This window comes from Acetobacter sp. DsW_063 (genome assembly GCF_002153745.1).
In the GTDB taxonomy this organism is placed as follows: Bacteria; Pseudomonadota; Alphaproteobacteria; order Acetobacterales; family Acetobacteraceae; genus Acetobacter.
This window is the reverse complement of the sequence record NZ_JOPL01000025.1, coordinates 25,279-40,498: the sequence shown is the minus strand read 5'-3', so window position 1 is coordinate 40,498 and position 15,220 is coordinate 25,279. Positions and strand designations below refer to the sequence as shown.

Below are 15,220 nucleotides of genomic sequence, written 5' to 3'. Positions count from 1 at the left end.
CCGTCCTGAATTGGCGGAAGCAGCTCACACCCGAAACAGCGGGTTCGAACGACGACATCCTGAAAAGATATAGAGGGAAATGCTTCGGTTCAGCCTGGACCCTGTTCCGTCGGACCTTCAGGCGTGACTTTTCAGAGGTCAGCCAACTTCACTGCGCCAGACTCATTCGCCACGCGGGCGTGCGCCGCCTCGCTGCCGAAATGAAATGTTCCGCGCTCGGAAGCGGCCAAGCCGATGCCGATTGCGGCGGCTGCCAAGACAAGTGTCAGACTGCGCATCGGGGTCTCTCCCTACACTTCAGGCGGCGAAGTTGAACCGTTATGTTACAGAGATCACTATGTCTGTGAGCTGCACTTTGTGCCCTCGTCGTGTTACAAGCAAGGGAAAATAAGGGGTTTTCGATTATTTTTCACCGACTGCATCCTCGCCCGTCCGACCGGCGTTTGAAACAGAACGTGACTACGGCAGATCGACGCTCCGTTTCGCGCGAACCTTCCCCGTGAAGCGCGAGATCGCCTCCGGAGGTTTGTTGCGATGGAGCGCCATGGACGAGGCTTTGGCCGAAGCCCGCGCCGCTTCCGGGCGTGGCGAAGTGCCGGTTGGCGCGGTCGTTCTGGACGCGCACGGGCAGATTATCGCCAGCGCCGGGAATCAGGTGGAGACCGACCATGACGCTTCAGCGCACGCCGAAATGCTCGCGCTACGTGAGGCCGCCCGCCTTCTGGGGTCGACGCGGCTGAACGACTGCACGCTGGTCGTGACGCTGGAGCCATGCCCCATGTGCGCAGCCGCGGCCGTCCATTTCCGCGTCCAGCGGGTCGTCTTCGGAGCCTACGACCCGAAAGGCGGCGGCGTCGAGCACGGCCCTCGCATTTTCGCCCAGCCAGCATGCCTCCACCGTCCCGACGTCGTCGGCGGGGTTGATGAGCAGCGCTGCGCGACCCTCCTGCGCTCGTTTTTTCAGGATTTGCGGGCCGACAGGGCGGCCCTGCGCCTGTCCGGTGACGCATAATCGTAAAAAGTGACGGCCTAACGCGTTTTTCATCACCGTGTATGATGCCGGTTCGACGACACGAGGCATTGTGACCTCGTCACGTCTCGGACGGACATGTCGGGTCAGCCCCGACGCAAAGTCCAGAAGGGGTCGCGTATCGCGACCCGATCAGTTGGAGCCTACCGGAAGACCTATGCAAGACCAGACACAGTCGCCCCGGACCGCCGGGAACAAACGTCGCTCGCTCCTGCTCGCCGTCGCTGGCGTCGAACTTCTGTCCCTGGCCGTCCCTCCGATGTTGGGGACGTCTGGCCTGATCAGCAGCGCACACGCCGACGCGCCCGGCGCCATTCAGCCCCGTACGCAGACCCAGACGATCCCCGACTTCGTCAATCTGGTGAAACAGGTGAAGCCCGCGGTGATCTCCATCACCTCGATCATCAAGGCTGACGCGGCGGATGAGGAGGGTGGCGGCATGGGCGGCGGACAGGGCGGCATGCAGCAGTCGCCGTTCCCGTTCCCCTTCCCGTTCCAGATGATGCCGCAGCACCAGCGCCAGACGATCGAGGCGCGCGGTTCGGGCTTCATCATCTCCGCCGACGGCTACGCCGTGACCAACAATCACGTCGTCAAAGGCGCGACCAAGGTGACTGCGACGCTTGACGACGGCACGACGCTGGCGGCCCGCATCGTCGGACGCGACCCGAAGACCGATCTGGCTCTGTTGAAGCTGACATCGACAAACAAACTGCCGTTCATCGAACTTGGCGAGTCCGACGATGTCCTCCCCGGGCAGTGGGTCGTGGCCGTTGGCAACCCATACGGGCTCGGCGGCACAGTCACGGCCGGCATCGTCTCCGCCCTGGGCCGCGACATCGGCGACGGACCGTATGACAGCTTTTTCCAGATCGACGCGCCGATCAATCGCGGCAACTCCGGTGGCCCTCTGTTCACACAGGACGGAAAAGTCATCGGCGTGAACACCGCTATCTACTCGCCGTCAGGCGGATCGATCGGCATCGGGTTCGCCATTCCGTCCGACGTGGTCAAAAACGTCGTCTCCCAGATTCAGAAGACCGGCCACGTGACGCGCGGTTATCTGGGCGTCGAAGCCCAGCAGATCTCCCCCTCGATGGCGAGCGCGCTTGGCCTGAAGTCGCCCTCCCCCGGCGCCCCGCCATCCGGAGCCCTGGTCGCAAACGTGTCGGCTGGCAGCCCGGCCGAGAAAGCCGGGATAAAGTCCGGCGACGTCATCGTCAAACTCGACGGCAAGCCGGTGGATACCCCGCATAATCTTGCCGTGAAGGTCGCATCCATCGCTCCGAACACGGACGCAACCGTCACGCTGCTGCGCAACGGCGCTTCACGCGACGTCACAGTCCATATCGCGAACCAGTCTGCGGCTGGCGAAGCGGGTGGCGCATCCGCGCAAGTCGGCGCCAAAGGGGAGAAACTGGGCGTTTCCCTGTCGCCGCTGACTGGCAACGTCCGCCAACAGCTTGGACTCGACAATTCTGTTCATGGCGTCGTGGTTACCGACGTCAAACCGGGCTCAGCAGCTGAGCAGGCTGGCGTTCGGCCGGGCGACGTCATTCAGGCCGTGGGCGATCAGCCGATCGACAACCCGCACGCCGCCGTGACGGCCGTCGCTGCTGCTCTGAAGACCCGGCAGGCGGTGCTGCTGCGCGTCCTGCGTGATGGGCAGTCCCTGTTCGTGGCGATCTCTCTGAACGGCGACAACGGCGACGCTGGCAATGGCGCGCCGGGCGGCGGAAGCGACGGAGATGACGACGACAACAACTGACGACGTGCCGTCGCCCGGCTTTCGGGCGGCGGCAGTTTCCGTTTACTATTTCTATATTTTTTTGGCGCCACTCAACACAAAGCTAAATAGCAATGCTACCCAACAAAACGCGAAACAATTAATATAATTTATAAAATTTTACGATATGATATTAATAATTATTTCTTAATGTACACGAACATTATGTCGTCTCCGTGGGTGACGTGCCAGACCGTAGGTCACGTTCAATAGCCCAAGTGCAGGCTCATTGCGAAAGTTCGCGGCTCTCCGGGCAAAATGATCGAAGACGAATAATAGTACCAATATCGTCTATCTGCGATGTTTCGTATTTCTGTACGCAGTTCGACACGATGTCGACCCACATCCAGTCCATATAGAGCGCCCAGATCGAATAAGGCGTAGGCCGGAACTGTCAACGCGCTGTTGTTGCCGACAGCTGTCGTCCCCGTATAACGCCCCTGCCCGTTCACCACGAAGCCTTTTAGAAATTTCGGACTCCAGTCCACGCCCCCGGTGGCGGTGAAACGCGATGCGCCCCGCACCCGCCTGCCCACCTGGCTCGCAACACCGCTGATAACCGATGCATCCAGCCACATAAGATTGGCCGACAGGCGCAGGGAACTCACAGGCTGTAATGAAGCCCCCAGTTCCACTCCGTCATACTGCGCCATGCCGCTCTGCACGTAGTAATTTGATGAATTCACATAGGAGTTAGCTCTATCTATACGAAACAGGGCTGCGTTGGCCGTCCAGGTTTTATGTTCAGCTTTAACACCTACCTCATATTGAGTGCTTACGATCGGCGGCAAAACGGCGTTCGCATTCCGATACGTCGTGCCCACGGTCGTTCCTTGCTCCAACGCCTGCACCCAACTAAAATAAACAGTGGTGTCTGCGCGCGGCTTTATGAGAAGCGCAACTGTTGGCGTGAAAGGCGATTTTCCATACCTCGCAGTCACGACGCCTGAACTGCTGCGCGATGTCTGGCTCAAATCCGTATAACGAACTCCGCCCAGCACTGACATCCATCGGGTCAGAGCTATGGTGTCGCTCAGGAAACCCGCGGTCTGATCAACAGTCGAGCCGCGATAGTATCGTGGAGAAATGCTGGATCGGTAGACATTCGCATTTCTGGAAAAAAGATTCCCTGTACCGATACTGTTATAAAAATTCGGCGTTGCGAAATCGCTCCATCCCGATTGCCACGTCGCTCCGAAAACCAGATAATGCTTGAAAGGGCCTGTCGTGAAATGACCCTCGCCAAGACCTTGTATCTGATGAAACCCATATCGATTGCCGACGTCATACATGTAATCCGAGTACCCTCCTGCACGATTCAGCAACAAGAGCGTATCTTCGGCGTAACGCCTGCGCGTTGACGAGTAGCTGTAATCGAGCGACGCTTTCCACCCTGGCGCCATATCCCAGTGCAGCCCGCTGACAAGAAGCCCTCCTTCGCTTGCATATTGCGACCCATTCGACGACAGATTGCGTCGACCGCTGATCGTGCCCGGAAGGCCACTTCCGGTATATGATGTGAGCAACAAACCCTGAATACCACCTGTCGTGACGCGCCGCTGGTAGAGTCCATCGAACGTCCAGGTCAGTTTATCGGTAATCCGGACGTCAAGCCCCAAGGAGAAAGCGTTTCGGTCGATTGACCCACCATTGAACGTTTCTCCACCTTCGTGCGTCAGATTAACACGATATCCGACACGCTTGTTTCTGAAGAAGCGTCCGCCTACGTCCAAGTGCTCCGAAAAAACAGAGTTGGTCTGATACCCTTGATCAAAAGCAGCATAAAACTGATCCGTTGGTTTTTTCGTCACATAATTGACGATTCCGCCCGGTGAACCAAAACCGTACATAAAACCGGCTGGTCCTTTCAGGACGTCGACTTGTTGAAAATCTTCTAGTGGTAATTCCAGACCATACGCCGCCAGAGCGAGCCCATTTATCTTGTAACTATTGAGCGTATCAAGTTGTAGCCCCCGAACCGAAAGCAAACTCGGGCGGCTTGTATACGTTCCGGCGTTGGACATGATCGAAGCGTCCTGCTGAAACAGCTCGTGCGTCGACGAAATGACTTTTTCTGCAATATATCGATCTGTAAATTGAGCTTGAGAGAAAGGAGTATCGAGATCGCTTCTTTCACCAAACGCGCCATACGACGTTTTAGTCTTGTGGAGAGGAGTAAGCTTTTGATTTCTTCCGACGACCACTATCTTCTCGTGCCGCGCAGTTTGTGTAGCTGAATCCCTATCCGGGGTCTCCGCGCGGACGGGCACGACGGGCGTCAGAAGTGCGCAAGAAAAGAGAAACGTTAGCGACATCACGCTGTTTTGGTCAGACCGTGTGGAAACCATGGAAGAAGTCGCCTTACTTAGAATTGCCAGCGACCCTTAACGCAACTAATATTCATTATCAACTGCAGGGTGGATTTCGTCCTCCATGCTGTGGCTTACCACCCTGCAAGCCACCAGATCCTCTTGCTCCGCCTAGCCAGATCCTGTCCTAATGATACGACTGCACCACTCACAAGACATCGACGTCCGGAGAACATCAGCGCATGACAGAGAAAAGCCAGCTCCATTTCGTCAGCCTCATCGGCAGCCTCCGCAAAGGTTCGATCAACGCCGCTATCGCGCGCGCCCTCCCGGCCCTCGCGCCAGAAGGCGTGTCGATCAGCGCCCTGGGCTCCGTCGGAGAATTTCCGCTGTACGATCAGGACCTGCAGGAGCAGGGCTTCCCGGCTCCCGTGCTGGCTATGGCGGAACAGATCCGCGCCGCGGACGGCGTGATCATCGTCACGCCGGAATATAACTACTCCGTGCCGGGCGTGCTGAAGAACGCCATTGACTGGCTTTCACGCGTTTCGCCGCAGCCGCTGGCAGGCAAGCCTGTCGCGATCCAGACAGCGTCGCCCGGCGCGATAGGCGGAGCGCGGGCGCAGTATCACCTCCGCCAGAGCCTCGTATTTCTCGACGCGTTCGTGCTGAACAAGCCGGAAGCGATGATCGGGTTGGCGGGTTCGAAGGTGAACGCGGAGACGCTGGAACTGACAGACCCTGCAACGCGCGAATTCCTGTCACGTCAGATTGAGGCTCTCGCGGCGCTGACGCGGCGCGTGAAAGACTGAGATCTCGGAAAACTCAGGATTCAGGGCTCTTCCATTAGACACGGCAGTTGTGGAAAAGCTCTAAGTTCTTATTTCGTCGAGCACCTTCACCCATTCAAACGGGTCCGTTTGAATGGGACTTGCTCCAGACTCACGCCCTGCACAGCCGGAGCGCGCGTCAGCGCGGAGCAAGCACGCTGCGACTGCGGCTGTATCCGAAATAGATCGCGAACCCGATCAGCAACCACACGACAAGCCGGACCCACGTCAGACTGTCCAGAGAAGCCATGACCGTAAGGCAGCTCAAAACACCAAGCAGCGGCACGGTCGCACCACCGGGAATACGGAATCGACGCTCGCGGTCCGGTTGAGTCCGGCGCAGAACCAGCACGCCGATACAGACGATGGTGAAGGCCAGCAGCGTGCCGATGGACGTCATATGCCCGAGTTCCGAGATCGGCAGGAACGCGGCCAGCACGCCCGTCACCATCATGAAGAACAGGTTGGACAGCCACGGCGTGCGAAAGCGGGCGTGGGTGCGGGCGAAGAACGACGGCAGCAACCCGTCGCTCGCCATGGCGTAAAACACACGGCTCTGCCCGAGCAGCAGCACCAGCATGACCGACGTGAAGCCACAGATGATGCCCAGCTTCACCGCCGTCTTGAGCCATCCGAACGGCGTATGGTCGATCGCGGTCGCGACCGGAGCGGCGTCGCCGAGCATGTCGTGATAATTCACCATGCCGGTCAATACGAGCGAGAAAGCCATATAGACCGTCACGCAAACCAGCAGGCTACCGATGATGCCGATCGGCATGTCCCGCGCCGGGTTGCGGGCTTCCTGCGCCGTCGTGGAAACGGCGTCAAAACCGATATAGGCGAAGAAGATCGTGCCTGCGGCCCTCATCACGCCGGAGAAGCCGAAGTGTCCGAACGTCCCGTCGTTGGGCGGGATGAACGGGTGATAGTTGGTCGCATGAACGTAAGGCAGGCCAAAGCCGATGACCGCAGCGATAACGGTCAGCTTGATCGCGACGATGACGGCGTTGACCTTCGCAGAGTCCGAAACGCCGCGGATCAGAAGCATCGTGATGACGACGATGGCGAACACGGCAGGCAGGTTGGCGATGCCCGCGGCCTCCGCGCCGGACGCCAGACGCACGGTTTCGAACGGGGAAGCTGTCAGCCTCTCCGGCAGCGCGATGCCCCAATCGGCCAGCAGGGAAACGACGTAGCGCGACCAGCTGACCGAGACGGTGGCGGCGCCGACGGCATATTCGAGCACCAGATCCCAACCAATGATCCATGCGACGAACTCGCCCAGCGAAACATAGGCGAAGCTGTAGGCGCTGCCCGCGGCCGGGATCATGCTCGCCAGTTCACTGTAGCAGAGCCCGGCGAAACCGCAGGCGACGGCTGCGATCAGGTAAGACAGCACGACCGCTGGCCCCGCGTTCTCGGAGGCGGCGATGCCGGTCAGCGAGAACAATCCCGCGCCGATGATGGCGCCGACGCCCAGAGCGACAAGGTTACCGGCCCCCAGAACCCGCTTGAGTCCTGTTTCCTCGACCGCCGTGTTGATGGGCTTGAGGCGAAACAGGGAAGTTGAGGCCGGTCGCCTCTCCGTCTGCGACATGAAGTTGTGTCTCCGGGTTCTGTCTTCTGGACGTGGATAGCCGTTGCGGCGCGGGCTGTCGCGGGGTACGTCTCCGCCCGAAGCATGTGGCCTTGGGCTCGCCAAGGCGGTATGAGCGGGGCTGTTACGGTCCCGTCGCCGGTTCAGCGGTCTGGTTGCGGGTTTAGCCAGTTGCGTGGCTGGTGGTCGAAAAAAGGATTTCAAAGGTGAGCGAGACGAATCTGCAACGATTTTTTCAGGCTCCTCTGAGCGCTGTCGATCCTGACGTCGCGGCTGCGATCAGCGGCGAGATGGTTCGCCAGCGAGAAGGCATCGAGCTGATCGCCAGCGAAAACATGGCCTCCGCCGCGGTGCTTGAGGCGCAGGGCAGCGTGCTCACCAACAAATATGCCGAAGGCTATCCGGGCCGCCGCTATTACGGCGGCTGCTTCGAAGTGGACAAGGTCGAGGTTCTGGCCATCGAACGCGTGAAGAAGCTGTTCGGCGCGGCCTTCGCCAACGTGCAGCCGCATTCCGGCGCGAACGCCAATCAGGCCGCCTTCATGGCGACCATCGCGCCAGGCGACACCGTTCTGGGCATGAGCCTCGCCGCTGGCGGCCATCTGACGCACGGCGCCGCCCCGAACTACTCCGGCAAATGGTTCAACGCGATCCAGTATGGCGTCCGTCTCCAGGACGGCGAGCTGGATTACGACGACATGGAGCGTCTGGCGCGCGAGCATAAGCCGAAGCTGATCGTCGCTGGCGGCTCCGCCTATCCCCGCATCATCGACTTCCCGCGCTTCCGCAAGATCGCGGACGAAGTCGGCGCAAAGCTGATGGTCGACATGGCGCATTTCGCGGGCCTCGTCGCCGCTGGCCTGTATCCCAGCCCGCTGCCGCACGCCGATGTCGTCACCAGCACCACGCACAAGACGCTGCGTGGCCCGCGCGGCGGCCTGATCCTGACCAACGACGAAGCGCTGGCCAAGAAGATCAACTCGGCCGTGTTCCCCGGCCTGCAGGGCGGTCCGCTGATGCATGTGATCGCTGGCAAGGCCGTCGCTTTCGGCGAAGCGCTGCAGCCCGAGTTCGTCGAGTATCAGAAAGCCGTCGCCGCCAACGCCCGCGTGCTGGGCGAGACGCTGATCTCGCGTGGCTTCGACATCGTCACCGGCGGGACCGACAGCCATCTGTTGCTGGTGGATCTCCGCCCGAAGAAGGTGACCGGTAAGGCCGCCGAACAGGCGCTGGAGCGTGCGGGCATCACCGCGAACAAGAACGCCGTGCCGTTCGACCCGGAGAAGCCCGCGATCACCTCCGGCATCCGTCTCGGCAGCCCGGCGGCAACCGCGCGTGGCTTCCGCGAGGAAGAGTTCCGCATCGTCGGCGAGATGATCGACGAGGTGCTGACTGCACTGGCCGCATCCGGCGGCGAAGGCGACGCCACGGTGGAAAACGCGGTGCATGAGCGCGTGAAGACCCTGTGCGCGAAGTTCCCGATCTACAAGTAAGGCGCTGTGGCCTGCGGCGCCGCCGACCGCAGGCCCTTTCGCCCTTGCGTACGCTCATGCGCGCGTGGATCGCCCAAAACGGCGAAAACCGACGCCCATGACGGTTCAGCTCCTCGTCCATTACCCGGATCAGCGCCTTCGTCTGATCGCGGCGCCGGTGACCGCATTTGACGCGTCCCTTCGCACTCTTGCGGTCGATCTGCTCGACACCGTGCGCGCGGCTCCGGGAATCGGCATAACGGCGCCCCATATCGGCGTTTCCATGCGCGTCGTAACGCTCGACCTGCCCGGTTCAGACGCGCCCCACACCTACGTCAATCCGGAGATTGTCTGGCGTTCTGAAGAAACGATCCTTCACGAGGAAGGCAGCATCTCCATGCCGGGCGTCAACGAACGCGTCGAACGCGCAGCCCGCGTGCGCGTGCGTTACCGCGACATTGACGGACATGAACGCGCCGAGGAGGCCGATGGCCTGCGGGCGGTCTGTCACCAGCATGAGATCGACCAGCTGGACGGTATTTTCTGGATACAGCACCTGTCGGCCCTGCGACGCAACAGGCTGGTCGCGCGTTACGAGAAAATACAGCGCGGTCGCTAAACGTGTCTCGGAAAGGTGTGACCGAGGCGCACGAAGCGGAGCAGCTCGCGGGTCTTTGACTGTAGGACCCCGCCGCCGTCCATAACGTGAGGCCACACGCGCAATTCAATTTGTGCGGCAGGCACGCAGTGTAACCTGCTGGCGAAGGGCCGACACGCCGGCGCCACAAGCGCCGAAAACACTGCAGCGGCACTCTTGTGAAACGTCAGCGGAGCGATGATGGACTATCTGGCCGCCATGAAAGTGTTCGTCCGGTCCGCCGAACTGGGCACGTTCACCCGCGCCGCAGAGGAAGCCGGAATTAAGGTTTCCACCGTCTCCCGCTACATTACCTTTCTGGAAGAGGATTTGGGTGCGGCCCTCTTCAACCGATCGACGCGCCATCTGCATCTGACCGAAATGGGCCGCGTCTTTCATGAAAAGGCGCTCGCACTACTGGGCGACATCGAACAGATTCGCTCATTGGTCCCCACTCTCAACGCCATGCCGCAGGGGTTGCTTCGCATCCAGCTTCCGGGCGCGTTCGCACGAAAACATGTCATGGGCGTTCTGGGAGAATTTCTGGCGCACCACCCGATGATACGAGTGGAGGCGATTCTGGCCGACGCCGAACGCGACATCATCGAAGGCGGCGTGGACGTTGCGTTGAAGATCGGCGCGTTGGCGGATTCACAGCTCGTCGCCAGAAAAATAGCGCCAAACCATTATTGTTGTTGCGTCAGCCCATCCTTCAGGGACCCCAACGGTCGGCCAGAGACGCCGCAGGCGCTTACTCATCGCCCCTGCCTGCCGCTCGGCCTGCAATCCGGCGCGACATGGGCTTTCAGAGGAGCAGACGGTTGGGAAAAAATAAAGGTCTCAGGACCCTTGAGATCTGACGATCTGGAGTGCCTCAGGGCCGCCGCTATCGGCGCGTCGGGTTACGCTGTCCTGCCCCGTTGGCTCGTCAACGACGATCTGCAATCAGGTTTACTGGAAAATGTCTTGCCCGACTGTGAGTTCTCTCCTGGAAGCGAGGCCGATGAGGGAATCTGGATCGTCTACCCCCCAAAAAAAATTGTCCCCTCAAAAGTAAGAGCCTTCATCTCCTTTTTCGAAAACCGCTACCGCGCCGCAAACGAGTGGTGAGGTTTCACGCAGTTTGCATCCCCTTACGACAAAACTCATATGCGGCGCGGGTTATCGATCTCAACACGGTCGCGGCTCAACATCCTGCCGGAAGCGCTTAAAAACTTCAAAAAGGAGAGCCGCCATGGACAAATATTCCCCCCAGCCGAGCCCGGTGACACTTCGTGACGAACATGGCCCCGCCATTACACGTGACGCCGAATACTTTGAGTACAGCACCGCGGCCAACCCCATCCGCCCGAGCTTGACGCCCCGAATTCCATTCCATTTCTTTTCGCCCGCTCTTTATGCGGAGGGGCCGTCACGCGTTGTCCCGCTGGACATGAGCGAGGCGTTGAAATGTGAGGCTCCAGCGACAGGCCCCGGACTTTGCGCAAATTTCGTTCGCGTCGCCGCAGGGGACTCTCTCGCACTGCAGCCTGAATCGACGTCGACAGTGTTCTACGTCATCCGAGGAGCTGGATCGGTCAAAACCCACGGCGCGACGTTCGAATGGGGCGAGGGAGATTTCTTTACTGCCCCCGGCGTCAGCGCGATCGAACTGAGCGCGACAGGCGACGCTGCGCTTTACTATGTCAATGACGCCCCCTTGCTGCGCTACCTTGGCGTGGAGCCCACCGTCGCCCGGTTCGAGCCGACGCTTTATCGGGCGGAAAAAGCGAACGCCGAATTACGGACGGTCGCGTCTCAGCCGAACGCCGGTGAAAAAAGTCGGGTCAGCATTCTGCTGGGCAACGCCAATTTCCCTCACACCCGCACGGTGACGCATGTGCTCTGGGCCATGTATGGAATGATTGGCGCGCATACTCAGCAGAAGCCGCATCGCCACCAGTCCATCGCACTCGACTTTATCGTCGACTGCGACAAGGGATGCTACTCCCTGCTGTCGAAAGAAATCGATCAGGACGGCAATATGGTCGATCCCACCCGCGTCGACTGGGAATCCGGCTGCGCCTTTGTAACGCCGCCTGGATACTGGCATGCCCATTTCAACGAGTCTGACAGGGACGCCCGCCTGATCCCCATTCAGGACGCGGGTCTGCAGACTTACCTGCGTACTCTCGACATCAGATTCACGTGATCCATCAGGGCGCAAAACCGCTCTGAACTTCCTGAACTCGGCCCCGAGCCTGCCTTTCTGATACTGCGGTCCGACCGGCATGATACTCAGGTATAATGTCGGTCATGGCGCGCAGAGGCTACCGTGTGTCAAACTTTGACGCACAACGAACAAAATAAAGGCGCGCACCAGGTGGCCGACTACGTCAAACCCTCCGTCATTCTCGACAACATGATCGAAGCTGCCTCCCTGAAGGCCGCTCTTCCCGCCAAAGACGTGCTGATCCGGGCCATGCTGGCGGGGGCGTATCTTTCGTTCGCCACGACTCTGGCCTTTCTCGTGGCGGCGCAAACCGGCCAATTCATCGTAGGAGCCGTGCTCTTTCCCGCCGGGTTTGTGCTCATCGTCCTGTTGGGCATGGAATTGCTTACCGGTAATTTCGGCATGATGCCTCTGGCCGCATTCGCCGGACGCATCGGCGTCGGCGCCGTTTTTCGCAACTGGGCGCTGGTGTTTCTCGGCAATCTGCTCGGCAGTCTGATTTACGCTGCGCTGTTCTGGATCGCGATCACCGATTGCGGGAATGTCTCCGGGGGGCCGCTCGGCGAAAAGCTGCGCGCGCTCGCCGTATCCAAGACGACCGCTTATGAAGCGTTCGGGGCGGCCGGGCTGGCGACCGTCTTCGCAAAAGCAATACTTTGCAACTGGATGGTAAGCTTGGGCTCGGTTGTCGGCCTCGCCTCGACCTCGACGATCGGCAAGATCATCGGCGCGTGGCTCCCGATCATGATATTTGTTGCCCAAGGCTACGAGCACAGTGTCGTGAACATGTTTGCGATCCCCGCAGGCATGATGCTGGGGGCGAATGTCAGCTTTGCAGATTGGTGGCTGTGGAATGAGATTCCGGTCACGCTCGGCAACCTTGTCGGCGGCATCGTCTTTACAGGGGGAGCGCTTTACGCGACCTACAGGACCATGCCCATCTCCAATCAGGATCCGGCGTCCCGCCCGATCTAGGGCTGCGTTAGAAGGACAAAGAGGGCTTTTGTCATGAGCGAAACCGCCAAACCCCGCTACGAAACCTATGACCACCCGGCTGGCGGCTGGGGCGCTGCAAAAGCGACCGCCAAGGCGCTGCTGGAGCAGAGCGTCATCGGCAAGGGGTCGCGCGCGCTTCTCTCCATGAACAAGCCCGGCGGCTTCAAATGCCCCAGTTGCGCCTTCCCTGACCCGGACCGCGAAAAGACGCTGGAATTCTGCGAAAACGGCGCGAAAGCGCTGGCCGTGGAAGCCACGAAGAAGCGCGTGACGCGCGCCTTCTTCGAACAGCATACCGTCACAGAACTCATGGCGCAGAGCGATTACTGGCTGGAGGAGCAGGGGCGCCTGACCGAGCCCATGCGCTACGACGCCGCGACGGATCGCTATGTGCCCGTCACGTGGGATGACGCCTACGCGATGATCGGCAGGCATCTGCGCGCCCTGAAGGATCCGAACGAGGCCGAGTTCTACACGTCTGGCCGCACTTCGAACGAGGCCGCGTTCCTGTACTCGATCTTCGTTCGCGCATACGGCACGAACAATTTCCCTGACTGCTCCAACATGTGCCACGAGCCCACGTCGCGCGGCCTACCGCATGCGATCGGCATCGGCAAAGGCACGATCGTGATGTCGGACTTCGACAAGGCCGAGGCGATCTTCATCTTCGGACAGAACACCGGCACGAACTCACCGCGCATGATGAGCAACCTCGTCCATGCGCGCAAACACAACGTGCCGATCGTTGTCGTGAATCCTATGCCGGAGCGCGCGCTGATCCGCTTCACCGAACCTCAGGATCCGGTGAAGATGGCGACGTTTGGCTCGACTGCCATCGCCAGCGAATTCGTGCATATCCGCATCGGCGGCGACCTCGCCCTTGTGAAAGGCATGATCAAGGTCCTTTTGGAGCGGGAAGCCTCCGGCGAGAAGGTGCTCGACCAGGAATTCATCGCTGAGCACACCCATGGTTTCGAAGCGTGGCGCGACGAGGTTCTTTCCTGCACCTGGCAGGACATCACCCGCATTTCCGGGATTTCCGAGGAGCAGATTCGTCGCGTCGCGGAGATCTACGCGCGCTCCAAGGCGACAGTTCTGTGTTTCGGCATGGGCATCACGCAGCACCAGCAGGGTTCGCGGATGATCCAGCAACTCGCGGCTTTGCTGATGTTGCGGGGGAATTTCGGGAAGCCCGGCGCCGGCATCGCGCCCATTCGCGGTCATTCGAATGTGCAGGGAGACCGGACGGTCGGCATCGACGAAAAGCCGACTCAAGCCTACCTCGACCGCGTGCGCGACACGTTCGACTTTGAGCCGCCACGCGAGCACGGACATCACGTCGTGGAATCCGTGGAAGCGATGATCGATGGCCGCTCCAAGGTTTTCATCGGTATGGGCGGTAATTTCATCCACGCCATTCCCGACACCGTCATCGCTTACGAGGCGATGAGCCGTCTTGAGCTCACCGTTGGCATAGCCACCAAGCTGAACCGTGGACATATCGTCCATGGCAAGGACGCGCTGATCCTCCCGGTGATCGCCAGATCGGAAATCGACCGCACGTCAGCGGGCGAGCAATTCGTCACGATCGAGGACGCGATGTCGAACGTGACGTCCTCGCGCGGCGTGCTTGAGCCCGCGAGCCCGGATCTGCGGGCGGAAGTCGAGATTGTCTGCCGCATCGCCCGCGCGACGCTGCCTGACAGCCACATTCCGTGGGAAAGCTACATAGAGAACTACGACCTGATCCGGGAAAAGATCGCGCAGGTTTATCCAGAAATATACGAAGATTTTCCAAACAAAATCAAAGATCCCAAAGGTTTCCACCTCGACATCCCGCCTCGCCGTCGCGTGTGGAAGACGTCTACAGGCAAGGCGAACTTCCTGACAATCCCCGGCCTTGCCGTGGACAGCGACGTAGCGGATCCTGACATGTTGCGTCTTTCCACCATTCGCTCACACGACCAATACAACACGACGATCTACAGCAATAGCGACCGGTATCGCGGCGTCTACAACGACCGCATGGTGCTGTTTCTCAGCACCGCAGAGCGTGAGGAGCGCGGACTGGAGAAACACGCACGCGTGGCGCTCGAAACCATTTCCAGCGACGGCGTGATGCGGCGGGTTGAGGGCCTGACAGTGCTGGATTATCCGATGCCGCGGGGCGCGGTCGCAGGGTATTACCCGGAATTGAACCCTCTTCTGCCGCTGAGTCATTTCGACGATATCAGCGGAACACCCGCGGCGAAGTCCATTCCTGTGCGTATTGTCGCCATGGTCGGGGCCACGCAAGAAGCAGCGGCGGCCTGATCTCCGCCAAGACGCGCGGTCTGACGTCCCGACATCGA

12 protein-coding genes are annotated in these 15,220 nt (G+C 60.2%); 9 read left to right on the top strand and 3 right to left on the bottom strand.

Annotated elements, in window-relative coordinates:
* Positions 1-131 precede the first annotated feature (131 nt).
* Positions 132-278, bottom strand: a complete 147-nt coding sequence (locus HK28_RS13955) for a hypothetical protein (protein ID WP_158093401.1) — start codon at positions 276-278, stop codon at positions 132-134.
* 266 nt (positions 279-544) lie between these two features.
* On the opposite strand from HK28_RS13955, the gene HK28_RS05340 reads away from it, so the two are divergent.
* Positions 545-1,012 (top strand): nucleoside deaminase, encoded by a 468-nt coding sequence (locus tag HK28_RS05340; protein WP_086643579.1) that lies wholly within the window; start codon positions 545-547, stop codon positions 1,010-1,012.
* Positions 1,013-1,187: 175 nt separating this feature from the next.
* Positions 1,188-2,798, top strand: coding sequence for a Do family serine endopeptidase (locus HK28_RS05335; RefSeq protein WP_086643578.1), 1,611 nt, complete (start codon positions 1,188-1,190; stop codon positions 2,796-2,798).
* A gap of 224 nt (positions 2,799-3,022) precedes the next feature.
* Here the strand turns inward: HK28_RS05335 and HK28_RS05330 are convergent, their stop codons facing one another.
* Entirely contained in the window at positions 3,023-5,164 is a 2,142-nt protein-coding gene (locus HK28_RS05330; RefSeq protein WP_086643577.1) for a TonB-dependent siderophore receptor, read from the bottom strand.
* 203 nt (positions 5,165-5,367) lie between these two features.
* Here HK28_RS05330 and HK28_RS05325 point away from each other — a divergent pair, with 203 nt between their 5' ends.
* Entirely contained in the window at positions 5,368-5,937 is a 570-nt protein-coding gene (locus HK28_RS05325) for an NADPH-dependent FMN reductase (protein WP_086643576.1), read from the top strand.
* Between the two features lie 157 nt (positions 5,938-6,094).
* Here the strand turns inward: HK28_RS05325 and HK28_RS05320 are convergent, their stop codons facing one another.
* Positions 6,095-7,552: an APC family permease gene (locus HK28_RS05320; RefSeq protein WP_086643575.1), complete on the bottom strand. Its 1,458-nt coding sequence runs from the start codon at positions 7,550-7,552 to the stop codon at positions 6,095-6,097.
* A 206-nt stretch (positions 7,553-7,758) separates the two neighbouring features.
* Here HK28_RS05320 and glyA point away from each other — a divergent pair, with 206 nt between their 5' ends.
* From glyA to HK28_RS05290, 6 genes are all read left to right on the top strand, one after another.
* The gene (gene glyA, locus HK28_RS05315; protein WP_086643574.1) at positions 7,759-9,045 is read left to right on the top strand and encodes a serine hydroxymethyltransferase; all 1,287 of its coding nucleotides are present in this window, start codon (positions 7,759-7,761) and stop codon (positions 9,043-9,045) included.
* 97 nt (positions 9,046-9,142) lie between these two features.
* The gene (locus HK28_RS05310; RefSeq protein ID WP_086643573.1) at positions 9,143-9,643 is read left to right on the top strand and encodes a peptide deformylase; all 501 of its coding nucleotides are present in this window, start codon (positions 9,143-9,145) and stop codon (positions 9,641-9,643) included.
* A gap of 216 nt (positions 9,644-9,859) precedes the next feature.
* Positions 9,860-10,771, top strand: coding sequence for a LysR family transcriptional regulator (locus HK28_RS05305; protein WP_086643572.1), 912 nt, complete (start codon positions 9,860-9,862; stop codon positions 10,769-10,771).
* A 124-nt stretch (positions 10,772-10,895) separates the two neighbouring features.
* Positions 10,896-11,852: a cupin gene (locus tag HK28_RS05300; RefSeq protein ID WP_233140370.1), complete on the top strand. Its 957-nt coding sequence runs from the start codon at positions 10,896-10,898 to the stop codon at positions 11,850-11,852.
* A gap of 171 nt (positions 11,853-12,023) precedes the next feature.
* A complete protein-coding gene (locus HK28_RS05295) occupies positions 12,024-12,848 on the top strand; it encodes a formate/nitrite transporter family protein (protein ID WP_233140369.1) in 825 nt (274 codons plus the stop codon).
* Positions 12,849-12,881: 33 nt separating this feature from the next.
* Positions 12,882-15,182 carry an FdhF/YdeP family oxidoreductase gene (locus HK28_RS05290; RefSeq protein WP_086643571.1) on the top strand — a complete coding sequence of 767 codons (2,301 nt, stop codon included), beginning with the start codon at positions 12,882-12,884 and terminating at the stop codon, positions 15,180-15,182.
* Positions 15,183-15,220 lie beyond the last annotated feature (38 nt).

Coding starts and splice junctions, on each gene's coding strand:
- HK28_RS05335 (WP_086643578.1), top strand. CDS start 1,188: ATGCAAGACCAGACACAGTCGCCCCGGACCGCCGGGAACAAACGTCGC.
- HK28_RS13955 (WP_158093401.1), bottom strand. CDS start 278: ATGCGCAGTCTGACACTTGTCTTGGCAGCCGCCGCAATCGGCATCGGC.
- HK28_RS05305 (WP_086643572.1), top strand. CDS start 9,860: ATGATGGACTATCTGGCCGCCATGAAAGTGTTCGTCCGGTCCGCCGAA.
- HK28_RS05330 (WP_086643577.1), bottom strand. CDS start 5,164: ATGGTTTCCACACGGTCTGACCAAAACAGCGTGATGTCGCTAACGTTT.
- HK28_RS05340 (WP_086643579.1), top strand. CDS start 545: ATGGACGAGGCTTTGGCCGAAGCCCGCGCCGCTTCCGGGCGTGGCGAA.
- HK28_RS05325 (WP_086643576.1), top strand. CDS start 5,368: ATGACAGAGAAAAGCCAGCTCCATTTCGTCAGCCTCATCGGCAGCCTC.
- HK28_RS05320 (WP_086643575.1), bottom strand. CDS start 7,552: ATGTCGCAGACGGAGAGGCGACCGGCCTCAACTTCCCTGTTTCGCCTC.
- HK28_RS05300 (WP_233140370.1), top strand. CDS start 10,896: ATGGACAAATATTCCCCCCAGCCGAGCCCGGTGACACTTCGTGACGAA.
- HK28_RS05290 (WP_086643571.1), top strand. CDS start 12,882: ATGAGCGAAACCGCCAAACCCCGCTACGAAACCTATGACCACCCGGCT.
- HK28_RS05310 (WP_086643573.1), top strand. CDS start 9,143: ATGACGGTTCAGCTCCTCGTCCATTACCCGGATCAGCGCCTTCGTCTG.